Source organism: Mesorhizobium salmacidum (SeqCode) (assembly GCF_037179605.1).
GTDB classification, from domain to species: domain Bacteria; phylum Pseudomonadota; class Alphaproteobacteria; order Rhizobiales; family Rhizobiaceae; genus Mesorhizobium; species Mesorhizobium salmacidum.
This window is the reverse complement of the sequence record NZ_JAPYKS010000005.1, coordinates 87,098-109,248: the sequence shown is the minus strand read 5'-3', so window position 1 is coordinate 109,248 and position 22,151 is coordinate 87,098. Positions and strand designations below refer to the sequence as shown.

The window sequence follows — 22,151 nt, the reverse complement described above, 5'->3', positions numbered from 1 at the left end:
TCTTAAAAAACCTGGCGATGTGAACTGACCCCCGAAAGTTGGACGCAACCTTCGGGGGTTTTGCATTGTGGGCCGATATGCACCGCGGGTCGGCGGACCGCCACGCGGGTTGCCTGAATAGCTTCCGTTCAGGCAGCGATCTTCAAGGCGCGAAAGCGTTCGAGCAGTTGCGGGCGATTAAAGGGCTTCAACAGATAACCCTGGGCGCCGGCGCGCTTGGCCCGCATGATCGACGCGATATCGAGCTCGACCAGTGAGATCAGGATCTGCGGCCTGATCGGGCTTTCCATGGCGCGCAGGCGCCGGATGAGGTCGATCGCCTGCACGTCCGGCAGGGCGCCATCGATGACGATGATGTCGGGCATGTCGGCGGCGCACATCTCCAGTGCGTCAAGTCCGCTGGCTGCCTCGATGACCATCATGTCGGAACCGCCCAGGATGCGTTTCGCAACCTTCCTGATGACGCTTGAATCGTCGACGAACATGCAGCGTTTCATTTCCGGGTCCTCTTTGCCCTTGGACAATCCGGTCGTGCGGGGCATCTGCGGCGCAGCCTAGACCGATCTGGTAAAGAAGCTGAAAAGCAGTTAGGTAAAATTTTTGCAAAGATGCCGCTAGGCTAATTTTTCCTTGCGGATGCTTCGACGTTGCCGGCGTGTCAAAGGTCATCGCGCCCGACTGCCGTGTCAATAACATATTTCAGATTGAAATACTTTGTTCGGTCGCGCTGCCATGCCGATCTCAGACCACCGAAAGGACGATTTCTTCAGCCGTTGCATGGATCGAAATCGTCATGTTGGCCTCGCGGGCCAACAGCAGCGTGTAATAGGGCTGCACCGAATGAGCGTCGATCGGCTCCTCCGGCTTGTGACCGGAATGCAGTTCGAGGAATTTCGGCGGCACACGCAGCATCGGCCCGCTTGCCGAAAGCGAAAAACGCGGCTCGGTTTCGAGATTTTCGAGCGTCACCACCAGCTTGCCGCCGCGCGGAATGGCGGCATTGGCGACCAGGAGCAGGTTGAGCAGCAGCTTGACCTTGTTCTTGGGCAGCAGCGCTCGGATTCCGTTCCAGACCAATTCCGGTTTTTCGTTCTTGAGGAAGGCGATGGCGACGGCCTCGGCATCTCCGGTGTCGATCATCATGCCCGCCGAGCCGGCGGCGCCGAAGGCGATCCGGGCGAACTGCAAGCGGGCCGAGGCGTTCTTCGCACTCTGGCGGATGAGCCGCATGGCGTCTTCGTCGGCGCCGCCCTCGTCGAGCAGTTCAAGCCCGTTATTGATCGCGCCGACCGGCGAGATGATGTCGTGGCAGACGCGGCTGCACAAAAGCGCCGCCAGGTCGGGAGCGGAAAGGGTGAACAGTTCGGCCATCGGCGAAATCCCTGCAAAATCTTCCAGTTCGTGGCCGAGCGATCGATCTTCGCGCCTGCCCACACGAATCACGCTTCAACCCAAGGCTTTCTGAATACACAGCGCCCGCGCGTGCAGCAACAAATCCAAATTGTCGTCATGGCATATGGCGCATTCACGCAGGCTGCGTGTCCCCTGAGCGGCCAAACAGCCTTCGAACCGCCATCTTCATGTGGGAGTTTAATGGTTGAAAAAGGATTACGGCATAGTTTGCCCCTAACAGTCATCCTTAACGGCCGCCTAAAGAGCCGTACGGATGCGAGGCGTCGGCGAAAGTGCTTCATGACGGAGATTGGAAGCATGTTTTCCCGATTGTATGACCGGAGTTTTCTCCGTGCCCTCTCAATGGCGTTCACGCTCATGGGCGTTCTCGTCTTCACGACATCGCCCTTGCGGGCCCAGGAGTACACCGCTCAGGAGATTGTCGATTCCGGCCACAAGTTCTTCGGCGCGACGTCGGGCGGGTTGGCCACGGTCGTGGAGAAGATTTTCGCCTCCTACGGTTTGCCCAACGGCTATCTGCTCGGCGAGGAGGGATCCGGTGCGCTGATCGGCGGCCTGACCTATGGCGAAGGCACGCTCTACACCAAGAATGCCGGCGACCACAAAGTGTTCTGGCAAGGCCCGTCGCTGGGCTGGGATTTCGGCGGCGAGGGGTCACGCGTGATGATGCTGGTCTACAATCTCGACGATGTCGGCAATCTCTACAATCGCTATGGCGGCGTCGCCGGTTCGGCCTATGTGGTGGCGGGTGTCGGCTTCAACGTGCTGAAGAACAACAATGTGCTGCTGGTGCCGATCCGTACCGGCGTCGGCGCCCGGCTCGGCGTCAATCTCGGCTACTTGAAACTGACCGAGCGGGCGACCTGGAATCCGTTCTGATCCGTCCGATATGATGGAGACCCGGACCGTTCGACCGGATTCCCGAGCCACGACCCGAATGAGCCGCGGCAAGCCCTTGCCGCGGTGCCGGATTTCCGCCATGCCAAGATGGCACGGTCCAGCCTTCCAAGTTGTCGTCGATAACGGGTAGTCCTTTGGTTCAGTCGGTCCTGTTCTTTGCCCTCGGCTTTCTCTGTGCCAGCTTTCTGGCGCTGATGGTGGCTCCGGCCGTCTGGCGGCGTGCCGTCGCCCTGACCCGCAGGCGCATCGAAGCCTCCATCCCGCTGACGCGAGCTGAAATCCAAGCCGACAAGGACCGGATCCGGGCAGAGTACGCCATGTCGACGCGCCGACTTGAAATCAACGTCAAGGCGTTGCGCGAGAAAGTGGCCGAACAACTCGTCGAGATCAATCGCGGCCACGAGGCGCTGAAGGGGCTGGCGGTCGAGCGCACGGACAAGAACCATGCGCTCGCCGAACTCGGCGCCAAGAACGAAGCGCTGCGGCAACGCGAAGAGGAACTGCATCAGCTTTCGGAGCGGCTCAAGGAAACCGAACGAAAACTGGAAAGGCGGGTGCTCGATATCCAGAAGCTGGAGCACATGTATGACGAGGCCAGTTTTGCCTCCAGCAGCCGCCAGATCGAGCTCGTGGCCCGCGAATCCGAATTGCAGAAGCTCGCCAGCGACATCTCGCTGCTGCGCGGCCAGCGCAAGGAAGCGGACCGGCGCAGCCAGGAGATCGCCGCCGAAAGCAAGGCCGCGCGCGATGCCCTGAAGGCCGAGAAGAGAAGGACCGCCGAACTCGACAAGAAGGTCGAGCGGCTGCTCGCAACGCTCGCCGACCGTGAGGACAAGCTTGATCGGCGCGAAAAGGAGTTGGCGCGGTTGCGGGAAAAAGCGACAGCCGAGGACGGCGCATCGGCCTTGCGGCTGGTCGGCAAGCCCGATGAAGCGGGTCGGCACGACGAGGCCGGCAAGCGCGACGACGTGGACCGGGCGATTGCCAGGCTCGACGGCGACCGCGAGCGGCTGGAGGCCAGGCTTATGGCGCTGGCGCGTGAGAACAAGCGCCTGAAGGCGGACCTCGGCGCCGCGGCATCGTCGGGTTTGACGAATGGCAATGGCGCCGCGCTGCGTGAGCAGATGAACGAACTGGCTGCGGAGGTCGTCCATCTGACTGCCAAGCTCGAGGGCCCCGATTCGCAGATCGCCAAGGCGCTGGCGGCACCGCAGGAAAACCGCTCCGCCGGTCATGACCGCAGCCTCGCCGACCGCGTGCGCGCCTTGCAGAAGGCAGAAGCCAGCTGACGGGTGTGGGCTGGCCGCCTTCGTCGCACTCAAATCATCGTCAGCGCGAGAAATGATGCAAGGCAATGGCCGAGGCGGCAGCGACGTTCAAGCTGTCGAAGCCTTTCGACATGGTGATCCGTACCGTTTGCAAGCGGGAAAGCAGGCTTTCGGGCAGGCCTTCGCCCTCGGTGCCGAGGTAGAGCGCCAGCCGCTCGCGGCGCGGTGCATCGCGTATGTCGATCCGGCCGCGCGGCGACAGTGCGAACTGGTCATAGCCCCGCCGATCGAGATCCGCCGTGAACTCAGCCGTGTCGGCGAAGGACGCGAAAGGGATCTTGAGCGCGGCGCCGACCGAAACCCGGATCGCCTTGCGGTACAGCGGGTCGCAGCATGTCGTGTCCATCAGCACCGCGTCGGCGCCGAAAGCGGCGGCATTGCGGAAGATCGAACCCATATTGTCATGGTTGGCGATGCCGACAAGCACGACGACCAAGGCTTGAGCGGGCAAGGCATCCAGCAATGAGGCGGCCGGGTGCGGCGTCTCCTTGCGGCCGATGGCCAGGATGCCGCGATGCATATGGAATCCGGCAATCGCGTCCATCACCGCACCGGCGACGACGTAGACCGGCAGGTCCGCTTGTGCCTTGCGCAGCATGTCCTCCAGGCCGCCGAGCCTGTTTTCCAGGATCAGGATGGATTCGGCGCTGAAGCGGCGCGACGACAAAAGCAGGTCGAGCACCACCTTGCCTTCGGCGACGAAGCGGCCTTGCCGGCCCGCCAGATCGCGCTCGCGGATATCGAGATAGGCAGCGACACGCGGGTCGCGTGGATCGTCGATGCGTATTGGGTCCATGTCCCGCTCAACAATCATGTCCCGCTCAACAATAAAGAGCGTGGCTCGTGTGCCGGGAAAGACACACGAGCCACGCTCCGGAGATCGTCAGCGAGGTAAGCGGCCGCGGCAGCGTGCGGTCAAGTCCCGGCGCGGCGCAACCTCTGCGCCATCTGGGACAGATCTTCCTTGCCGCTGCCGAAAATGCCATCCAGCATGGTGAGCAGTTCGCGCACCGCATCGGATTTGCAGGAATAGTAGATCATCTGACGATCGCGCCGGGTGTCCACGATGTCGAGCGCTCGCAACTTGGCCAGGTGCTGCGAGAGAGCGGATTGGCTGAGCATCACCTTTTCGGCGATGGCGCCGACCGACATTTCACCGTCGATCAGATAGCTCATGATCAACAGCCGTTTTTCGTTGCCCATCAGCATCAGAAATTCGGCAGCCGATTCGGCGTTGGCGATTAGCTTTGTCGAGACCATTGATGCCCCATGCTGTTTGCTCATCGAGGCGCCATGGGGGCAATGGTGCCTGAATCCATAAATTCACTTGTGAAGGTGCCGACGAGTCAGCACCACATCTAAGCCTAGAACATTTCTTTCAAATCTCAAGCGTTGCTTTTGATCAAATGCAATTTAGTCGCACCTTATATCTCCGATGCGGCCCTGCCGGCCCTGGCCATGGCAACCAGAGCGGGACGCAGTTCCGAGACCATTACCAATGGTTGCGGAAAAAATACCCGGCAAATATTGTCTCCCGACACCAGATCGATGCCTTCGGCATCCAAACCGGCAATAGTCCAGCCGTCGCCGGGTGCCTTGGCGAAATGACGGGCGTAAACGGCGATCGCGTCGAGATGGTCCGCATTCATGTGCTCGACGGCCGATTGTTCGCTTCCGGCGAGTTCCTCGATGATGGGCCCAATGGTGAGAAGGTCGAGCCGTTCGAGCTGATAGGCCTTGCCGAAGCCGCCGTTGAGGCTGGCGTGTTGCGGCTCAAGGCGAAAGATCGAAAAGTCGCCGAGCCCGCCATAGAGGCTCGCCTTGGGATTGCGGTTGAGATAGCGGCGCTCGGCACGGGCATGCGCCTGCGAGCCGCGCTCCAGCCGCGATGCCTGGCAGGCCAGCGTCAGCCGCGGATGCGCCAGCGGATCGCCTTTGCCGGGCTCGCCGAGCAGCAGGGAACAGCGCGGATCGGCAAGCAGGGCTGACGTGTGCGCCGCGAGCATCGACACCAGGACAAGCGGTGCGCCGTCGATGTCGGTGGCGATGCCGACCCGGCTCGCCAGTGGCGATCCGGTCCTTGGTTCCAGCACCGCCAGGGCGCCGAAGCGGGCGCTGCGCAGAAGCGTTTTCGCCAACCGGATCGCCTCGGCGTCGGTCTCGCGGATCACATCCTTCTTCCGGTCGCCCAAGGTTCTCGTCCTGCTAAGTTGATTTTCCTATTCCACTTATCAGCCGACGTGCCGAACTTGGCAAGGGGAGGCACCCGCCGCATTTCGCACCTTTGGGCGACACGCCCTATTTCGGCGCCATGCGGATGGCGCCGTCGAGGCGGATGGTCTCGCCGTTCAGCATCTGGTTTTCGACAATGTGCAGGGCAAGCGCGGCATATTCGGATGGTTCGCCGAGGCGGGACGGGAAGGGCACGGCGGCGCCCAGCGAATCCTGCACTTCCTGCGGCATGCCGGCCATCATCGGCGTCTTGAAAATGCCGGGCGCGATGGTGCAGACCCGGATGCCGGAACGGGCGAGATCACGCGCCACCGGCAGCGTCATGCCGACCACGCCGCCCTTGGAGGCGGAATAGGCCGCCTGGCCGATCTGCCCGTCATAGGCCGCGACCGAGGCGGTGTTGACGATGACGCCGCGCTCGCCGCCCTGCAGCGGCTCGAGTTTCGCGGCGCGGTCGGCAACCAGGCGGATCATGTTGAAGGTGCCGATCAGATTGACCTCGATCACCTTGCGGTACTGGTCGAGCGGATGGGGTCCATCCTTGCCGATCGTCTTCACCCCGATGGCGATGCCGGCGCAATTGACCAGAATGCGCGGCTCGCCCAGCCTGGCGGCGACATCGGCGAGGGCGGCGGCGCCATTGTCGGCACTTGCAACATCGCACTGGACGGCGATGCCGCCGACCTCGGCAGCAACCTTGGCCGCGCGCTCGATGCCGACATCGAGGATGGCGACGCGGGCCCCTTTGGCGGCAAGCGCGCGAGCGGTCGCCTCGCCGAGGCCGGAGCCGCCGCCGGTCACGATCGCGATCTGGCCGTTGGGGGTCATGGCGTCATCCTTCCTGTGAGTATGGGCTTTTCTATGAAAACAGGGACGGATCAGGCCCGGATCGACCGACAAGGTCAAGATGGAGCAGTTCGCCGTCGCCCTAGGCGTGCTCGGCGACCCTGGCCTGGCTGGCGTGACCGACCTCGCCCATGAGCCTGGCAACCGCGCCCGGCGTGATCTCGTGCGACAAAAGGCGGTCGAGGTCGACAGGCCTCGGCATCGAGATCTGGCCGCGTGGAATGCGCTTGAAGCCGAGCGGCCCGTAATAGGGCTCGTCGCCGACCAGCATCACGGCGGGCGCACCGGCCTTGGCGGCCGCTTCCAGCGCGATTGCCACCAGCCGGCGGCCGATGCCGAGATTCTTGAAGGCGGGCCGCACCGCGAGCGGCCCAAGCATCAGCGCTCGGCCGGCACCGGCCGCAATGCGCGTCATACGCACCGAGGCGACGACGAGATCGCCGTCGACCGCGACAAAGGACAGTGCGCGCTCGTGGCCTCCGGCCTCGCGGATCTTGTAGGCGGCCAGCACGAAACGGCCGGGGCCGAAGGCCTCGTCGTTGATGGCTTCGATTTCAGGATCGTGCGCCGGAGTTTCCGGCAGGTACTTCACGTCGGCAAGGCTCATGGTCTTTGCGTTCCGGTAGAGGAGGAAAGGTTGCTGCAAACGGCAGCATTCGCCAGTCAGCGCTTCATCAAGCGCGGGCGCCCTTTCGTCGTCGGTCAAACCGGATCAAGGCAAAATCGAACATGCGGAGTGTCCGCTAGCATCAATTTTCGCCCGCCGCAATCGATGCCTTCGCTGGCCCTACCGATTGACGATCTGTTCAGCCCTGGATGATTTCCGCCTTGCCGCATCGCGCCCTACATGACGGGAAACGCGAAAGGACAATTCATGGGATTGCTCGTCGATGGCAAATGGCAGGACCGCTGGTACGACACGAAAAACAGTGGCGGCAAGTTCGTGCGGGCGCAGTCGCAGTGGCGCGACTGGATCACGCGCGACGGCACACCGGCCGGAGGCCGCAGCCGCGGCTTCAAGGCGGAGCCCGGCCGCTATCACCTCTATGTCTCGCTCGCCTGTCCTTGGGCGCACCGGACGCTGATCTTTCGCGCGCTGAAGAAGCTGAACGCCATTATTTCGGTATCGGTGGTGCACCATTTCATGGGTGCTGATGGCTGGACGTTCCTGGCCGAGGACGGTGCGACAGGGGACACGCTCTACGGCCTCGACTTCCTGCACCAGATCTACACCAAGGCCGATCCGGCCTATTCGGGCCGGGTGACGGTGCCGGTGCTATGGGACAAAAAGGAACAGACCATCGTCTCCAACGAATCCTCCGAGATCATTCGGATGCTCAATTCGGCCTTCGACGAATGGGGTGATGCCAGCCTCGATTTTTACCCGGAAGCCTTGCGTGGCGAGATCGACGCAATCAACGCGCTGGTTTATCCCGCCATCAACAATGGCGTCTATCGCGCCGGTTTCGCCACCACGCAAACGGCCTATGAGGAGGCGTTCGGCGAGCTGTTTTCGACGCTCGATGCGCTGGAAGATCGCCTTTCCAGGCAACGTTATCTGGTTGGTGACCGCATTACCGAGGCCGACTGGCGGCTGTTCACCACTCTGGTGCGCTTCGACCTGGTCTATGTCGGCCATTTCAAGTGCAACCTGCGCCGCATCGCCGACTATCCGAACCTGTCGAACTATCTGCGCGACCTCTATCAGGTGCCTCGTGTCGCCGAGACGGTGAACCTGCACCACATCAAGGCGCATTATTACGGCAGCCACGCGATCATCAATCCGACCCGGATCATACCGGTCGGGCCGGCGCTCGACTATGGTGCGCGGCATGATCGGGGGCGGTTCAGGAAGGCTGCAGCCTGACCTACCAGTAAGCCGATGCCGGCTCGCCCCTAAAAACCTCAGCGATCCGCCGCAGCGTTGCCGGCGTCGTGCTTTCCGGCAAGCGATCGAGCGGGAAAAAGCCGGCCTCGGCGATTTCATGGTCGGGCAGTTTCGGCGCGGTTTGGCTGAAATGCTCGACCAGGTAGAAGCCGACATGGTCGCGGGGGCTGGCGCGGCGGTTGAAATGCATCGATCTGAAAACCGGTGGCGCGGCCAGCGCGATGTTGCCTTCCTCGGCGAGTTCGCGGGCCAGCGCCTCGGTCATCGTCTCGCCGATCTCGACGCCGCCGCCGGGAAGCTGCCAGCCCGGCACATAGGTGTGGCGAATGAGGAAGACGGAATTGGTGGCGGCATCGTGGATCAGGCCGCGCACACCGAGCGTCATCGGCCGCCGCAGCACGAAATGGAGATGGAACAGCCGGGCCCTGAAACCCGGCCAGCCGGTCTGGCGGAACGGAGCCTCCTCATCGGTCGCCATCAGTAGCGAAACCGTGGGTGGAAAGCCGCGTGCGCGTCGCCTATGAAGGAGGAATGTTCAGGCTCGCGCATATTTCCGATGTCCATCTGGGGCCGCTCCCCGATGTATCCTATCGCGATCTCGCGTCCAAGCGCGTGCTCGGCTATGTCAACTGGCAGCGCAATCGCCGCCGCCACATGCACGATGCCGTCATCGATGCCATCGTCGCAGACATCAAGGCGCAAAACCCGGACCATCTCGCCGTCACCGGCGACCTCGTCAACCTGGCGCTCGACGGCGAGATCGAGATGGCCAAACATTGGCTCGAGACGCTTGGGGCGCCGCATGATGTTTCGGTCGTGCCGGGAAACCATGATGCCTATGTGCCCGGTGCCTTCGACAAGATCTGCCGGTCATGGGCGGCTTGGATGAGCGGCGACGGTGTCAACACGCCGGTCGATCGCAATGCCTTCCCCTATCTGCGCGTGCGCGGCAATGTCGCGCTGATCGGCGTCTCGACGGCGCGCGCCACGGCGCCCTTCATGGCCAATGGTTTCTTCATGGAGGAGCAGGCGGCTCGGCTCGGCAAGATCCTTGAGAGCACAGCGAAGCAGGGGCTGTTCCGTGCGATCATGATCCATCACCCGCCGGTGCGGGGCGCCGTCTCCCAACACAAGCGGCTGTTCGGCATCGCCCGCTTCCACAAGATCGTCCGCCGCCACGGCGCGGAGCTTGTGCTGCACGGCCATTCGCATCTGCCATCGCTGTTCCAGATCGGGCTCCGCGGCGCGAAGGTCCCGTTCGTCGGCGTCGCCGCCGCCGGCCAGGCGCCGGGCGGCAAACATCCCGCCGCGCAGTACAATCTGTTCGAGATCGACGGCGAAAAGGGAAACTGGCGCATCCACCTGACGCGGCGCGGCTTGACCGGGCCGTCCCTACCGCCTGCCGATCTGCAGACCCTGGAGCTCGGTGTCGAGGCCGACGCGGCTATGGCCGCCAGTTGAGAACCATGGCCGCGAGGCGGTCCCAGAACAGCGCAGCCGACACCGCGAGACCAACCAGTCCGCCGGCGGCGATCAGCCCAAGGCCGGACAGGAAGGCCGACCAGCCCCTGCCTTGCGCCGACGCTCGCAGCGGCGGCTCGGCTTCCGCGACCTTGGCGCGTCTCATGCCGGCGACCGCCGGCTCGACGCCCCCCTCCATCATCCTCCGGCGCTCGACGATGCGCTCGGCGACATAACGCGTCACGGAATCGGCGACAGGTTTCATCTCGGTCGATTCGGCAAGCACGACCCGGCCAACGCGTGTGTCCTTGAGGAAGCGGTAAGTGCGGCGGTCGCGCCCCATCGCGACATGGCTGACGGCGTCGATCCACAGGCGCGGCTGTAGCCCCGAGGAGACGACAAAGTCGAAATTGTCCATGTCGGCTGGAACATCGGCAAAGACGGGTGCGAGGTCCGCGGCCAGGAGGTCGAGGCGCATGCGGTGCGCCTCGCGCATGTCGACGACGACATCGTCGCGGTCAGCGAAGGCGTTCTTCACGTCACGGATGGCGTCGGACAGTTTGCTAGATGGATCGATCTTCTCGCCTGCGTCCTTCATCGGCGTCGGCCTCGCGGGTTTGGTTAACATGCAGTTAACACAGCCGCCGGCAAAATGCACTGGCGAGATCAAGGCGGGGAGGCGTCCGGGCGAGGTCGCCCGGGGACGTGTCAACCGGTCGCGGCGAGTTTCGGGCGCAAGGGCCTGGCGCGGCGGTTCATGTTGCGCCGGATGATCGTGGCAACCAGCCCCGGCGCCTCCTCGATCAGCATATGGCCAGCCCCCAGCACGTGGTGCACATGAAATTGCGCGGGCAGATTATCCGTGTGGGTAACGGGCAGCACAGGGTCGTCGCTGCCCCATACCACCATCACCGGCATGGTCAGGGTGTCCAACCGGTCGCGCGGGATGACGCCCTGCCGGTCGTCGCTGGTCATGGCGGCAGCAATCTCGATGAGTTTCCCCACCTGGCCAGGTCGCTCGCGCATGTCCCCGAGGGCGTCCACGGTGTGATCGATGGGCCGCGTCAGTGGTCCCGACATCGCAACGAGGCACGCCCGGATGGCGGATGGGTCCCTCGCGGCGGCAAAGCGGCGCAACAGCGGGCCATTGATCTCCGCACCGAAGCCGCCAGGCGCCAGAAGCGTCAGCGATGCCACCTTCTCGGGCTCGGCCAGCGCCATCAGCGCCGCCACCGCGCCGCCCATCGAGTGGCCCACCAGATGAACGCGCTTCAGAGATCGCGCGGTGAGATCGGCCAGGACGGCCCTTGCCGCCACCTTGGCCGGGCCGGCGCCGGGGAAATCAAGCGACAGCCCGTGCCCCGGCAAGTCATAAGCGAGTGTGCGAGCGGCAGGCGACAGCGACGGGACCACTTCGTGCCAAATATCGTGGCAGCCGCCGAAACCATGCAGTAGGACGATGGTCTTCGAACCGGCACCTTGTTCGGTGGCATGAAGCGATGAAATCATGAAGCTGGGGGCTTGTTGCAGGGCTATGAGAAACGCGAGACCACAGTCAATTGCGGCTGGATTGCGCCTCGTCTAGTGGGATGGCCAGTAAAATTTTCGCGATTTGTACGGTTGATGACAGAACTCGCCGGCTAACCGATATTCGATGATCGGTGCGTACGAAATCGACAATGCTCAGCGCCGTCGATATCGCTTGGCGTTAGCCAGCGCTGCCGAGTCCGGCGGCGCGTAACGCGCCGACCAAGCGCTCGGTCAGATCGGCCGGATATTTTCGGTCAATGAAGGTCGCGCGCGGATTGGCGGCGAATTTCGGAAATTTGGCGTTCAGCTCGTCGAGCAGCTTGAGCGCCAGATTGTCCTGACCGGCGATCTTGGCGCCGATCAGCCGGGCGGCAAGATAGTGCGATTTCGTTGCGGTTGTTCTCAGAGAGGAACTGGCGATCGCCGCCTTGTTCGTGTCGCCAAGCATGAGTTCGCCGGCGAAAAGTCCAAAATCCCACCATGTCGGATGACCGCTGGAGGCGTCCACGGCCTGGGCCAGGATCGGCGTCCCCTCGGCATACCGGCCGGCGAAAATCAGCCCGTAACCGTAGGCGGCAGCCATGGCTATATCGTAGTGATTAAGGTCATAGGCCTTGCGCATCCAGCGCAGCGCCTCGTCGGCATTGCCAAGTCGCGAATAGATGTAGCCATAGGCGCGATGCGCGTTGGGGCTGGTCGGTCCCATCTGCACGGCGCGGTGGGCGAATGTAAGCGCCTTGTCGATCGTCGCATCCGGCGGGTAGGCGTAGTGGTCGTTCACGGCCTCAAGCTGCAACGAAGCGAGCTCGGAATAAACCAGCGACGATTTGGCGCCGTTTTCGGCGAGGTTTTCGAGGCAGCGATAGGCGGCCTCGTGGGTCCTGGCGTTCTGGTCGAGATAGTATTTGCCGTTGAACAACAGGCACCGCGTCAGGCCGGCTTGTATGCCGCTCTGTTCGAGATAGCTATAGATCGTGCCGGAATCGGGAAGAGCGGACGTCAAGATGCCGGCTATACGGCTCTCGACGGCGGTGGGTGCGCTGTCGGCGGCGGTCAGGTTGCGCGACAAAAGCACCCGTCCGGTCGCCACGCTCTGCAGTTCGATAGTGATGTCACCGGTATCCGGTCCAGGCAGAATGTCGAAGATGAAGCTCGTGGCATTGGTGACCGGATCGGTCGTGTCGACCGTGTCGCGACCGATGAAGTCGATCGTATCGAAGCCGCTCAGGCCGGCGCGCAGCGTTGCGGCGACACGGCTGGCATCCGTGCCGCTGGCCTTGACGGCGATGTAGACGAGCGGCAAGGCCTCGCTGGACGACGCGACGCTGCCGGTCAGGCCCGCGGTCTCGAGCGTGGCCGCAAGGTCGCCGCCTGCCAGCAGCGCACCGCTGCCCTGACGCAGGATCAAAACGCCGAGCATGGCAATGACGACGGCGATCGCCATCCAGAAAAATCTGAGGTGACGTGCCACCGCCGGCGCCGACGCGACCATCGGTGCCGGCAAGGCAGCGGCCGGGATGGCACTTTCGGCAGTGTCGCGTTGCGCCGATGGAGCCGCCACCGCCGCTCCGTTCTGGATGGCGGATTGGGACGTCTCCGGCAAGCGGATTGCGTTGAGCTCATAGGCCGGGACATAGCCGCCGCGCGGAATGGCTATGCGGACAGGCTCGGCAACACCTTCATTGGCAAAATACTGCTGCAGCAAATCGCGCAGCCGGCCGGCCTGAACCCGCACCACCGCGTCGGTCGAAGGATCGAAATCGCCATCCTTGCCGAAGACATCCATGGCGATGGAAAAGCCCTTGAGCCTGTCGGCTTCGCCTGCCTGTTCGCGTTCGACAAGATAACGCAACAGCTTGCGTGCCCGTTCGGATCTTCCGAACGTTTCGCTGGCAAGCAGTCGCTCCAATGTTTCGCGCACTGCGGGGGCGGCAGGCGTGGCATGCTGCAAGTGTCGATCCTCTCGAAGTCGGCACAGGTTAAGGCACGGATCATATAATGCCCGCACCGCCATACAAGTATACACGCATTATGTGATCGCGTACCTCACCGGATATTTTTCCGGTGGTTAACGGCCCGGCCGGTGTCGGTCACGGGATGGTCGTGGGAGCCAGTCGAGGCCAAAGCCTTGTGCGGGCTTGAAAAAATGGCGGCGCGAGGGAGCTGCTCCCGCGCCGCCGACGACCGATGCTATCGCGCTCTGCGACCGACGATACGGTTGGCCGCCGACGTCACCGCTTCCAGCGAAGCGGCGACGATGTTGGTGTTGATGCCGGCGCCGAACAGCTTACCGCCGGGATATTCCATCTCGACATAGGAGATGGCCGACGCATTCGAGCCGCGCTGCATCGAATGCTCGGAATAATCGAGCACCGACATCTCGACGCCGACATGGCGCGACAGCGCATCGACGAAGGCGTCGATCGGGCCGGTGCCGGTGCCGGATATCGTCGTTTCCTTGCCATTGTCGAGGATGACCGCCTCGACCACGCGCCGGCCCTTCACCTCGGTATCCGGATAGGTGTGGTGGTCGAGGAATTTCAGCCGGGCGCCCGGCTGGTCGACATAGGTTTCGAGGAAGCGGTCATGAATACGCTTTGCCGGCACTTCCTTGCCTTCGGCGTCGGTGATCGCCTGGATCGCCTGGCTGAACTCGATCTGCAGGTTGCGCGGCAAATTGAGGCCGTAATCGGCCTGCAGCACATAGGCGATGCCGCCCTTGCCCGACTGCGAGTTGATGCGGATGATGGCCTCGTAGCTGCGGCCGACATCGGCGGGATCGATCGGCAGGTACGGCACTTCCCAATGCGGCGTGTTGGCCTTCTTCAAGGCCTTCATGCCCTTGTTGATGGCGTCCTGGTGCGAGCCGGAAAAGGCGGTGTAGACGAGCTCGCCGACATAGGGATGGCGTTCGGGAATCTTCAGCTGGTTCGAATATTCGTAGACGTCCTTCATCCGGTTGATGTCGGAGCAGTCGATGCCGGGATCGACGCCTTGCGTGTACATGTTGAGCGCCAGCGTGACGATGTCGACATTGCCGGTGCGCTCGCCATTGCCGAACAGCGTGCCTTCGACGCGGTCGGCGCCGGCCATCAGGCCGAGTTCGGTCGTGGCGATGCCGGTGCCGCGGTCATTGTGCGGATGCAGCGAGATGATCAGGTTTTCGCGGTTGTCGAGGTTGCGGCACATCCACTCGATGCGATCGGCATAGATGTTGGGCGTCGACATCTCGACCGTCGACGGCAGGTTGATGATCAGCTTGTTGTCAGGCGTCGGCCTGACGATCTCGGTGACGGCGTTGCAAATCTCCAGCGCGACCTCGAGTTCGGTGCCGGTGAAGCTCTCCGGCGAATATTCGAAGCGATAGCCGCCGCCGGCCTTGGCCGCCATCTCGGTGATCATCTTGGCGGCGTCGGTGGCGATGCGCTTGATGCCGACGACATCTTTCTCGAAGACGACACGGCGCTGCAACTCGCTGGTCGAGTTGTAGAAATGCACGATCGGGTTGGTGGCGCCCTTCAGCGCCTCGAAGGTGCGGCTGATCAGTTCGGGCCGGCACTGTACCAGCACCTGCAACGACACATCGGCCGGCACATTGCCTTCCTCGATGCACCAGCGGGCGAAATCGAAATCGGTCTGCGAAGCCGACGGGAAGCCGATCTCGATCTCCTTGAAGCCCATGTCGAGCAGCAGGCCGAACATGCGCGCCTTGCGCTCGTGGCCCATCGGATCGATCAGCGCCTGGTTGCCGTCGCGGAGGTCGACCGAGCACCAGATAGGCGCCTTGTCGATGATCTTCGAGGGCCAGGTCCGGTCAGTGAGGCCTACGGTAGGGTAGGGCTGATATTTTCGGGCTGCGTCCGGCATGCCTCGGCCACCTTGCTTGCCGGTAGCGGCCTCGCTGGCGCGGATGTCTTCTCGTGCGTTCATCGTCATTTCTCCCGGCGGCTGGCGGGTCCACCTTTCAGGCGGATGTGGTGCCAAGCGGCGCCTTTACCAGAATTTCGTTCGCTTGATATGATTTGCCAAGGAGCATGCGCTTGCGCGGCGGCTCGACCGCCGGGCGCTCCTTCAGCGAACCCGGCGATCGCCGATAAGGCCGAGAAGAAGCAGGGTCGAGGCAAGCGCGCGCACGGTCTCGCCGGCAAAGCCGGTCTGACGGGAAGCGGTGGTGGCGCGCGTGTTCATGGCCGTTCTCATACAGGAGCGACCTGTTGGAGGCAAGCGGGGCCGAATTTTATCCCTAGCGTGGGTGCTCTTCCCCGCGCGCTGCAAATGCGCCAGACTTGACCTGTGGCGGGGTGCCGCTGGCAGGGGGTTGTCCATGAATTTCGTGTTCTTCTCGCCGCATTTTCCCGCCAATGGCGCCGATTTCTGCGACCGGCTGAAGAAGGCCGGCGCAACGGTGCTCGGCATTGGCGACGCACCCTATGATGCGCTGGACGGCAAGCTGAAGGCGGCGCTTTCCGAATACTACCGCGTCGCCGACATGGAGGACTATGAGCCGGTGTTCCGGGCGATAGGGCACTTCATCCACAAATGGGGCCGCATCGACCGGTTCGAATCGCTCAACGAGCACTGGCTGGAACTGGAAGCCAACATCCGCACAGACTTTAACATCTACGGCACCAAACTCGATTTTGTGAAGAATCTGAAGCGCAAGAGCCGCATGCGCGCCTTCTTCCGCAAGAGCGGCGTCGAGACCATCGCGCAGCGCAAATGTTCCGACCGGGCCGGAGCCATGACCTTCATCCGCCGCGTCGGCTATCCCGTGGTGGTCAAACCGGATTCAGGCTCCGGCGCTTCGAACACGTTCAAGATCTCCAATGCGAAAGAGCTCGACCAGTTCTTCCGGGACAAGCCGGAGGATGTGACCTTCGTCATGGAGCAGTTCATCGAGGGGCTGGTGGTGACTTATGACGGGCTGGTCAACCGCGACGGCGAGGTGGTGCTGGCGGCCAGCCACCGCTACGACCAGAGCGTCATGGATGTGGTCAACAAGGACCGCCACATGAGTTACACCTGCTTTCCCCGGATCAGGCCTGTCGTCGAGGAAGCCGGCCGCAAGATCCTGAAAGCATTCGACGTGCGCGAACGCTTTTTCCACATCGAGCTGTTCGAGACCAGGGATGACCGCATCATCGCACTGGAGGTCAACATGCGCCCGCCCGGCGCCTGGATGACCGACGCGATCAACTACACGTTCGACATCGATGTCTACGCGGCGTGGGCGGACATGGTGGTCAAGGACGCCGCCGGCGGCCCTTATGAGGGCAAGTATTTCACCGCCTATGCCAGCCGCAAGCGCCACCTCGACTATTTGCACAGCCATGCGGACGTGCTAGCCGCGCACGGCGACAAGATCGTCCATCATCAGCCGATAGAAGAGGTTTTCAGCCGCGCCATGGGGAATTACGCCTATCAGATGCGCTCGAAGGATCAGGCGGAGCTGCGCGAGGCGGTGGCCTATATCCACGCGGAAAAGGCTTGAGGCCCATGGACGTCTCCTATCACAAGGCTTTCGCCCGCAATCTCGGCCGCGACATGGAATACAAGCGCTACGGCCATGCCGGCCGGCCGGTTGTGGTGTTCCCGACCTCGCAGGGCCGGTTCTACCAGTTCGAGGATTCCGGCGGGGTGGGCGCGCTCGCCGAGTTCATCGACACCGGCCGCATCCAGCTGTTCACCGTCGACGGCAACGATTCAGAGTCCTTCTTCGCCAGGCATGTCGGTGCCGCGCACCGTATCGCCCGCCACGAGGCCTATTTCCGCTATGTGCGAGAGGAAGCACTGCCGGAATTTCTGGAAACCGCGGCGCAAGCCAATGGCGGACGGCGTCTGAAGCCGCTGTTTTCAGGCTGTTCGATGGGTGGCTACCATTCCTCGAACTTCGTCTTGCGTTTTCCCGAACTCGCCAGCGGCGTCATCTCGCTGTCGGGGGTCTATTCGGCGCGCGATTTCTTCGGCAAGGCACTCGACGGGGACATCTTCTACAACTCGCCGCTCGATTATCTGCCAGGGATCGTCGACCCGAAGCTGCTGGCGCGGCTGAAGGCGCTCAGGCTGATCTTCTGCTGCGGGCAGGGCGCCTGGGAGGAACGCATGCTGGTCGAGACGCGCCAGCTGGAACAGATCCTGCGCGACAAATCCATTCCCGCCTGGGTCGATTATTGGGGTGGCGACGTTAGCCACGACTGGCCGTGGTGGCACAAGCAGCTGGCCTATTTCTTCGGCCGCTGGCTTGATGACGATTTGATGCACAGGCTGGACTAAGGTGCATCGATATCCAGCTGGCCTGCAAATGGCTGATGCCTATCCTTCCTGGCATGCCGGCAGCGGCACGGTCTCGTGTTCGGGCACCGATCCGCGACGCAGGCCGAGGAAGACGACGAGGGCGGTGACGACGGTGATTGCCGCCAGCACGATCAGCAGCCTGTCGAACGCCGTTTCGTAGGCCTCGACCAGAACGGTAGCGCCGGCCATCGGCAAATGTTGCGCGGTTCCGCCGACATTGCCGGTCACCAGCAACTGCGCCGAAGCGGCCGCATCGCTGGAAGACGCAGCGCCTCGAGCGGCGAGTTGCGCCGCGGTGAAGCCTGACAGCGTCGCCATGACGATGGCCAGTGCCACACCCTCGCAAGCGACCCGCGTGGTGTTGAAGATGCCGACCGCCATGCCGGCCCGCTCGGTCGGCACGACGCTGACGGCGAGCCCGTCCATCAATCCCCAGGGCAAGGCGATGCCGACGCCGATCAGGATCAGCGGCGCGACCAGCGCGACGCCGCTCGATGGCGTCAGGCTCAGCCAGACCAAACCGGCCGCCGCGACGAGCAGGCCGACGCCGCAGATCGTCGCCGGAGCGATCCAGCGCGCCAGCTGGCCGGCGAGCAAGGGCAGGACCAGCAACGGCCCGGAGAGGCAGATCATCAATTGCCCGGCCTTGATCTCGCCCATCGCCTCGATGCCGATGAAGCGGATCGGCAAAAGCACGAGCAGGACGACGAAGCCGTAGGCGGGCGCCGCAGCCAGGAACTGGACACCGACGAAGCGCGGATAGCGAAACAGGGTGAGATCGAGCATCGGCCGGCGCACGCGCCGCTCGACGACGACGAACAGCACAAAGCAAAGGACGGCCGCGCCGAGAAGCGTTACCACAAGAGGATCGGCCCAGCCGCTCTGCGGCGCCTGCAACACGCCATAGGTCAGCGCGGCCAGCGCGACGGTGAACGTGCCGGCGCCCGCCCAGTCGAGGCCGGTCGCATCCGGGTCACGCGATTCCCTGATGGTGCGCAGGCCAAGGATTGCCGAGGCAACCGCGAGTGCCGCGACCAGAACAAAGATCGACCGCCAGCCAAACACGGAGATGAGCAGGCCCGAGGCAATCGGGCCGAAGGCCAGCCCGATGCCGAAACTGGTGCCGAGAAAGGAGAAGGCGCGCAGCCGCAATGGTCCCTCGAATTCCTGGGCAAGTGCCGAGGCGCCGCCGGCGAAGGCCAGGGCACTGCCGAGCCCTTGCGCGGCCCGGAAGATATCGAACCAGGCGATGTCGGGAGCCAGCATCGCGCCGAGCGAAGCGAGGATGTAGAGGGCGAGACCCACGAGAAAGACCCGCTTGCGGCCATGATTGTCGGCCAGAGCGCCCGCCGCCATCAGGCTGGCGGCGAAGGTCAGCATGAAGGCGTTGGTCACCCAATTGAGCGTGATCGGGCTGCCGCCGAGATCGGCCGCGATACGGGAGAGCGCGACGGCCGGGCCGGTGAAGGTCAGGGGCATCGTCATGGCGGCAAGGCATACGGACAAGAGCACGAGCCATCTCTCGGCCGGGCCGGCGGTGATCTTCAAGGTCATGGATTTTCCTATCTGAGTAGTCTGCGCCGGCATGCCGCTCAATCGCGGCGCCCGGTCATGACGACCAAGATAGGTCAGAGACAGATCAGGAAGAATGGTATCAAATATCTCGACATAACGGAACGAAACGCTCGAATGGAGCCATATGATGGATCGCCTCAGCGGCCTTCTGGCCTTCGCCCGCACCGCCGAGTTCGGCAGCTTCGTCGCCGCCGGGCGGGCGCTCGGCATCTCCGCTTCCGCGGTCGGCAAAAGTGTGGCGCGGCTCGAACAGGAGCTCGGCGTGCGGCTGCTGCAGCGCTCCACGCGGCGGATCGGCCTGACGGAGGAGGGCAAGCTGTTCAACGAGCGCGTGCGACGCATTCTCGACGACATCGACGATGCCGAGGCGATGCTGTCGCGGACACGGGAGACGCCGCGTGGGCGGCTGCGCGTCTCGACCCCGATCGTCACCTACCATCTTTTGCTGCCGGTGCTGTCGGAGTTCATGGCGCGCTATCCCGAGATCGAGCTCGATATCGATTTCAACGACCGGATCGTCGACGTCATCGAAGAAGGCATCGACGTCGCGATCCGCAGCGGCGAGCTGCCCGATTCACGATTGGTGTCGAAACCCATTGCGTCCTTCCGCATGCTGCTGTGCGCGGCACCCTCCTACCTCGATCGCCATGGCATACCCGGCGTGCCGGCGGATCTCATCGGGCATTTCGGCATAAATTTCCGCTATCTCAACAGCGGCAGGCTGCTGGACTGGCCATTCATTACCGGGAGCGCCCAGCCGCTGATCCGTTCGATGCTGACCTGCAACAACATGGAAGCTTTGAAAGGCGCCACGATCGCCGGACTCGGCATCGCCTGCATGCCCGATTTCCTGGTGCGGGAGGCGCTGCGCGAGGACAGGCTGCGCACCGTGCTGGACGATCATGTCGACGGTCGTGGCCAGTTCCGGATGCTGTGGCCCTCCAATCGCCACCTGTCGCCAAAGGTGCGCGTCTTCGTCGATTTCCTGCCCGAGCGCCTTGCAGCGCGCGCGCCTTAGCCGGTTTTGCTCGCTGGCAGGCCGAAGCCTCCGACGGGATGGGTTTCCACCTGGAACTCGAAGCCGGCGATGAAGGGCCGTGCCTTGGCGATCGCCGCCTGCACCTCGGGAAGCTGCAGGGATGCCTTGTGGCTTGCCTGATCGGTCCACACTTCGGTCACCCAGATCGCGTCGGCGTCGGCAGGGTCGGTGGCGACGATATAGCTCAGGCAGCCGGGCAGGGCGCCGGTGCTTTCACGCAGCACAGTCATGACCGCGTCGCGTTGGCCGCGCGCCGCCCGCATCTTGCCGATCAGTCCGTACATGTCCTCGTCTCCCCCAGGGTTGGCGCGAAAGGAGTGTGTCCAGTATGCCGGTCGCCGGTCAAGGCATCAACTGGCCGCCATTGACCTCGATCACCTGGCCGGTGATGTAGCCGCTCAACAGGTCCGATGAGAGGAACAGATAGGCGCCGACGCAATCCTGCGCCGTGCCGGCGCGGCCCTGCGGAATGGTTGCGACCATGCCCTTCACCTGCTCATCGGTCGAATAGCGTTCGTGGAAGGGGGTGAGGATCGTGCCCGGCGCCACGGCGTTGACGCGAATGCCGAAGCCGATCAGTTCCTTGGCCATACCGCGCGTGACGTTGGAGACGAAAGCTTTTGCCGAGCCATAGAGGCCGGCACCGCCGCCGGCGCCATTGCGCGCGGCGATCGACGAGGTGTTGACGATGAAGCCGCCCTGTATCTTCAGCCATGGCATCGCCTTGCGCGAGGCGGTCAGCACCGAGCGGGCGTTGAGGTTCATCACCGCGTCGTAATGCGCCTCGGTCTGCTCGGCATAGGGCACGCGGCCAAGCATGCCGCCGGCATTGTTGATCAGCCCGTCAAGGCGGCCGAAATGTCGCGCGCTGTCCTCGACGACGCGTTCGACATCGGCGGGGAGAGAAAAATCGCCCTGGACAAGGAAGACCTCGCCGCCGCCGTCGCGAATGGTCCGGCCGAGTTTCTCGGCGGCGTCGTGGCTGGAATTATAGTGCAGCGCCACCTTGCATTTCTGCTCGGCATAGGCGAGCGCGAGCGCCGCGCCGATGCCGGTCGAGGCACCGGTGACCAGCACCGCCTTGCCGGCGAGATCGGGGATGACAAGACCGAGGGCTGTCTCTGGCACTGCTGTTCCTCCGGGGATTTCCGACACCTTGGTGGTGGGTCTTGCCACCCTTGCATTCAAGTCAGTGCCGCTTCAAGGCCTGAGATAGACATAGCCCTGGCTTTGCAATTCGGCGAGCTTGACGACGCCGCCCTTGTCGGCGGCACGGAAGCCGTCGAGCAGGTCGGCGAGCGTGATGTCCATGCCGTGCATGGTGTTGCCGCAAGCATGCGGGTCGAGCCCTTGCTGGACAAGACCGGTAAAGCGCCCCGAAATCGCCGCCGATATGCCCTTCGACTTGAAGGCGGCAAGCGCCGGACCATGCACGACCAGCGCGATCTCGACATTGCCGCTGGTGCCCTCATAATGGTTCTTGATGTTGCCGAGCACGAAATTGACCTTGTCTAGATCGCTAAGATGATAGGCGACCTTCAACCTGACAGGCTCGGTGGTCGCTGCCTGTACCGCGCGCAGGCCGAGAAGCGTTCCGGCTCCGGCGAGAACCGCCTGGAACATGTCACGTCGGCGCATGGCGTCC

At 63.4% G+C, this 22,151-nt stretch carries 23 protein-coding genes; 7 read left to right on the top strand and 16 right to left on the bottom strand.

Translation table 11 applies throughout. From position 1 onward, the window contains the following. Nucleotides 1-128: 128 nt before the first annotated feature. Nucleotides 129-497 carry a response regulator gene (locus O7A60_RS08745; protein WP_027146386.1) on the bottom strand — a complete coding sequence of 123 codons (369 nt, stop codon included), beginning with the start codon at nucleotides 495-497 and terminating at the stop codon, nucleotides 129-131. Nucleotides 498-741: 244 nt separating this feature from the next. Beyond that, entirely contained in the window at nucleotides 742-1,371 is a 630-nt protein-coding gene (gene chpT / locus O7A60_RS08740; RefSeq protein WP_027146387.1) for a histidine phosphotransferase ChpT, read from the bottom strand. Between the two features lie 384 nt (nucleotides 1,372-1,755). Here chpT and O7A60_RS08735 point away from each other — a divergent pair, with 384 nt between their 5' ends. Both O7A60_RS08735 and O7A60_RS08730 read left to right on the top strand, forming a co-directional pair. Then, nucleotides 1,756-2,292: a DUF1134 domain-containing protein gene (locus tag O7A60_RS08735; RefSeq protein WP_245262388.1), complete on the top strand. Its 537-nt coding sequence runs from the start codon at nucleotides 1,756-1,758 to the stop codon at nucleotides 2,290-2,292. Nucleotides 2,293-2,447: 155 nt separating this feature from the next. Further along, a complete protein-coding gene (locus O7A60_RS08730) occupies nucleotides 2,448-3,602 on the top strand; it encodes a coiled-coil domain-containing protein (RefSeq protein ID WP_337105897.1) in 1,155 nt (384 codons plus the stop codon). Between the two features lie 40 nt (nucleotides 3,603-3,642). Here the strand turns inward: O7A60_RS08730 and O7A60_RS08725 are convergent, their stop codons facing one another. The 5 genes from O7A60_RS08725 to O7A60_RS08705 all read right to left on the bottom strand — a co-directional run bounded on the left by O7A60_RS08725 (nucleotide 3,643) and on the right by O7A60_RS08705 (nucleotide 7,326). After that, on the bottom strand, nucleotides 3,643-4,437 hold the full coding sequence (locus O7A60_RS08725) for a TrmH family RNA methyltransferase (RefSeq protein WP_337105896.1): 795 nt from the start codon (nucleotides 4,435-4,437) through the stop codon (nucleotides 3,643-3,645). A 119-nt stretch (nucleotides 4,438-4,556) separates the two neighbouring features. Then, complete coding sequence (locus O7A60_RS08720; protein WP_027146391.1) at nucleotides 4,557-4,901, bottom strand: ArsR/SmtB family transcription factor; 345 nt, start codon at nucleotides 4,899-4,901, stop codon at nucleotides 4,557-4,559. 164 nt (nucleotides 4,902-5,065) lie between these two features. Next, entirely contained in the window at nucleotides 5,066-5,833 is a 768-nt protein-coding gene (locus O7A60_RS08715) for a HugZ family pyridoxamine 5'-phosphate oxidase (RefSeq protein WP_337105895.1), read from the bottom strand. A 106-nt stretch (nucleotides 5,834-5,939) separates the two neighbouring features. Continuing rightward, nucleotides 5,940-6,701, bottom strand: a complete 762-nt coding sequence (locus O7A60_RS08710) for a 3-hydroxyacyl-CoA dehydrogenase (RefSeq protein WP_337105894.1) — start codon at nucleotides 6,699-6,701, stop codon at nucleotides 5,940-5,942. Between the two features lie 100 nt (nucleotides 6,702-6,801). After that, the gene (locus tag O7A60_RS08705; RefSeq protein WP_027146394.1) at nucleotides 6,802-7,326 is read right to left on the bottom strand and encodes a GNAT family N-acetyltransferase; all 525 of its coding nucleotides are present in this window, start codon (nucleotides 7,324-7,326) and stop codon (nucleotides 6,802-6,804) included. Between the two features lie 267 nt (nucleotides 7,327-7,593). Between O7A60_RS08705 and O7A60_RS08700 the strand changes: the two genes are divergently transcribed. Then, the gene (locus O7A60_RS08700; RefSeq protein WP_337105893.1) at nucleotides 7,594-8,586 is read left to right on the top strand and encodes a glutathione S-transferase family protein; all 993 of its coding nucleotides are present in this window, start codon (nucleotides 7,594-7,596) and stop codon (nucleotides 8,584-8,586) included. 1 nt (nucleotide 8,587) lies between these two features. Here the strand turns inward: O7A60_RS08700 and O7A60_RS08695 are convergent, their stop codons facing one another. Then, the gene (locus O7A60_RS08695; RefSeq protein WP_337105892.1) at nucleotides 8,588-9,085 is read right to left on the bottom strand and encodes an NUDIX domain-containing protein; all 498 of its coding nucleotides are present in this window, start codon (nucleotides 9,083-9,085) and stop codon (nucleotides 8,588-8,590) included. A gap of 53 nt (nucleotides 9,086-9,138) precedes the next feature. Here O7A60_RS08695 and O7A60_RS08690 point away from each other — a divergent pair, with 53 nt between their 5' ends. Next, entirely contained in the window at nucleotides 9,139-10,068 is a 930-nt protein-coding gene (locus O7A60_RS08690) for a metallophosphoesterase family protein (RefSeq protein WP_337106052.1), read from the top strand. Here O7A60_RS08690 and O7A60_RS08685 read toward each other — a convergent pair. The 4 genes from O7A60_RS08685 to leuA all read right to left on the bottom strand — a co-directional run bounded on the left by O7A60_RS08685 (nucleotide 10,052) and on the right by leuA (nucleotide 15,528). Further along, nucleotides 10,052-10,666, bottom strand: a complete 615-nt coding sequence (locus O7A60_RS08685) for a hypothetical protein (RefSeq protein WP_337105891.1) — start codon at nucleotides 10,664-10,666, stop codon at nucleotides 10,052-10,054. The genes O7A60_RS08690 and O7A60_RS08685 overlap by 17 nt on opposite strands. Before the next feature lie 110 nt (nucleotides 10,667-10,776). Further along, entirely contained in the window at nucleotides 10,777-11,577 is an 801-nt protein-coding gene (locus tag O7A60_RS08680; RefSeq protein ID WP_337105889.1) for an alpha/beta fold hydrolase, read from the bottom strand. A 199-nt stretch (nucleotides 11,578-11,776) separates the two neighbouring features. Then, nucleotides 11,777-13,549: a tetratricopeptide repeat protein gene (locus O7A60_RS08675; protein WP_337105888.1), complete on the bottom strand. Its 1,773-nt coding sequence runs from the start codon at nucleotides 13,547-13,549 to the stop codon at nucleotides 11,777-11,779. 239 nt (nucleotides 13,550-13,788) lie between these two features. After that, entirely contained in the window at nucleotides 13,789-15,528 is a 1,740-nt protein-coding gene (leuA, locus tag O7A60_RS08670; protein WP_337105887.1) for a 2-isopropylmalate synthase, read from the bottom strand. A gap of 394 nt (nucleotides 15,529-15,922) precedes the next feature. On the opposite strand from leuA, the gene O7A60_RS08665 reads away from it, so the two are divergent. Together O7A60_RS08665 and O7A60_RS08660 are read left to right on the top strand one after the other, a co-directional pair. Next, a complete protein-coding gene (locus O7A60_RS08665; RefSeq protein WP_337105886.1) occupies nucleotides 15,923-17,089 on the top strand; it encodes an ATP-grasp domain-containing protein in 1,167 nt (388 codons plus the stop codon). 5 nt (nucleotides 17,090-17,094) lie between these two features. Beyond that, on the top strand, nucleotides 17,095-17,871 hold the full coding sequence (locus O7A60_RS08660) for an esterase family protein (RefSeq protein WP_337105885.1): 777 nt from the start codon (nucleotides 17,095-17,097) through the stop codon (nucleotides 17,869-17,871). Nucleotides 17,872-17,910: 39 nt separating this feature from the next. Here the strand turns inward: O7A60_RS08660 and O7A60_RS08655 are convergent, their stop codons facing one another. Continuing rightward, a complete protein-coding gene (locus O7A60_RS08655) occupies nucleotides 17,911-19,446 on the bottom strand; it encodes an MFS transporter (RefSeq protein WP_337105884.1) in 1,536 nt (511 codons plus the stop codon). Between the two features lie 148 nt (nucleotides 19,447-19,594). Here O7A60_RS08655 and O7A60_RS08650 point away from each other — a divergent pair, with 148 nt between their 5' ends. Continuing rightward, nucleotides 19,595-20,485 carry a LysR family transcriptional regulator gene (locus tag O7A60_RS08650; protein WP_337105882.1) on the top strand — a complete coding sequence of 297 codons (891 nt, stop codon included), beginning with the start codon at nucleotides 19,595-19,597 and terminating at the stop codon, nucleotides 20,483-20,485. Here the strand turns inward: O7A60_RS08650 and O7A60_RS08645 are convergent. The 3 genes from O7A60_RS08645 to O7A60_RS08635 form a co-directional block, all read right to left on the bottom strand. Beyond that, complete coding sequence (locus O7A60_RS08645) at nucleotides 20,482-20,790, bottom strand: putative quinol monooxygenase (RefSeq protein WP_027146406.1); 309 nt, start codon at nucleotides 20,788-20,790, stop codon at nucleotides 20,482-20,484. The genes O7A60_RS08650 and O7A60_RS08645 overlap by 4 nt on opposite strands. 58 nt (nucleotides 20,791-20,848) lie before the next feature. Further along, the gene (locus O7A60_RS08640) at nucleotides 20,849-21,634 is read right to left on the bottom strand and encodes an SDR family NAD(P)-dependent oxidoreductase (RefSeq protein ID WP_337105880.1); all 786 of its coding nucleotides are present in this window, start codon (nucleotides 21,632-21,634) and stop codon (nucleotides 20,849-20,851) included. Between the two features lie 72 nt (nucleotides 21,635-21,706). Then, a complete protein-coding gene (locus tag O7A60_RS08635) occupies nucleotides 21,707-22,144 on the bottom strand; it encodes a DsrE family protein (protein WP_337105879.1) in 438 nt (145 codons plus the stop codon). Nucleotides 22,145-22,151 lie beyond the last annotated feature (7 nt).

Coding starts and splice junctions, on each gene's coding strand:
- O7A60_RS08745 (WP_027146386.1), bottom strand. CDS start 497: ATGAAACGCTGCATGTTCGTCGACGATTCAAGCGTCATCAGGAAGGTT.
- chpT (WP_027146387.1), bottom strand. CDS start 1,371: ATGGCCGAACTGTTCACCCTTTCCGCTCCCGACCTGGCGGCGCTTTTG.
- O7A60_RS08735 (WP_245262388.1), top strand. CDS start 1,756: ATGGCGTTCACGCTCATGGGCGTTCTCGTCTTCACGACATCGCCCTTG.
- O7A60_RS08725 (WP_337105896.1), bottom strand. CDS start 4,437: ATGGACCCAATACGCATCGACGATCCACGCGACCCGCGTGTCGCTGCC.
- O7A60_RS08720 (WP_027146391.1), bottom strand. CDS start 4,901: ATGGTCTCGACAAAGCTAATCGCCAACGCCGAATCGGCTGCCGAATTT.
- O7A60_RS08710 (WP_337105894.1), bottom strand. CDS start 6,701: ATGACCCCCAACGGCCAGATCGCGATCGTGACCGGCGGCGGCTCCGGC.
- O7A60_RS08705 (WP_027146394.1), bottom strand. CDS start 7,326: ATGAGCCTTGCCGACGTGAAGTACCTGCCGGAAACTCCGGCGCACGAT.
- O7A60_RS08700 (WP_337105893.1), top strand. CDS start 7,594: ATGGGATTGCTCGTCGATGGCAAATGGCAGGACCGCTGGTACGACACG.
- O7A60_RS08695 (WP_337105892.1), bottom strand. CDS start 9,085: ATGGCGACCGATGAGGAGGCTCCGTTCCGCCAGACCGGCTGGCCGGGT.
- O7A60_RS08690 (WP_337106052.1), top strand. CDS start 9,139: ATGTTCAGGCTCGCGCATATTTCCGATGTCCATCTGGGGCCGCTCCCC.
- O7A60_RS08685 (WP_337105891.1), bottom strand. CDS start 10,666: ATGAAGGACGCAGGCGAGAAGATCGATCCATCTAGCAAACTGTCCGAC.
- O7A60_RS08680 (WP_337105889.1), bottom strand. CDS start 11,577: ATGATTTCATCGCTTCATGCCACCGAACAAGGTGCCGGTTCGAAGACC.
- leuA (WP_337105887.1), bottom strand. CDS start 15,528: ATGAACGCACGAGAAGACATCCGCGCCAGCGAGGCCGCTACCGGCAAG.
- O7A60_RS08665 (WP_337105886.1), top strand. CDS start 15,923: ATGAATTTCGTGTTCTTCTCGCCGCATTTTCCCGCCAATGGCGCCGAT.
- O7A60_RS08660 (WP_337105885.1), top strand. CDS start 17,095: ATGGACGTCTCCTATCACAAGGCTTTCGCCCGCAATCTCGGCCGCGAC.
- O7A60_RS08655 (WP_337105884.1), bottom strand. CDS start 19,446: ATGACCTTGAAGATCACCGCCGGCCCGGCCGAGAGATGGCTCGTGCTC.
- O7A60_RS08650 (WP_337105882.1), top strand. CDS start 19,595: ATGGATCGCCTCAGCGGCCTTCTGGCCTTCGCCCGCACCGCCGAGTTC.
- O7A60_RS08645 (WP_027146406.1), bottom strand. CDS start 20,790: ATGTACGGACTGATCGGCAAGATGCGGGCGGCGCGCGGCCAACGCGAC.
- O7A60_RS08635 (WP_337105879.1), bottom strand. CDS start 22,144: ATGCGCCGACGTGACATGTTCCAGGCGGTTCTCGCCGGAGCCGGAACG.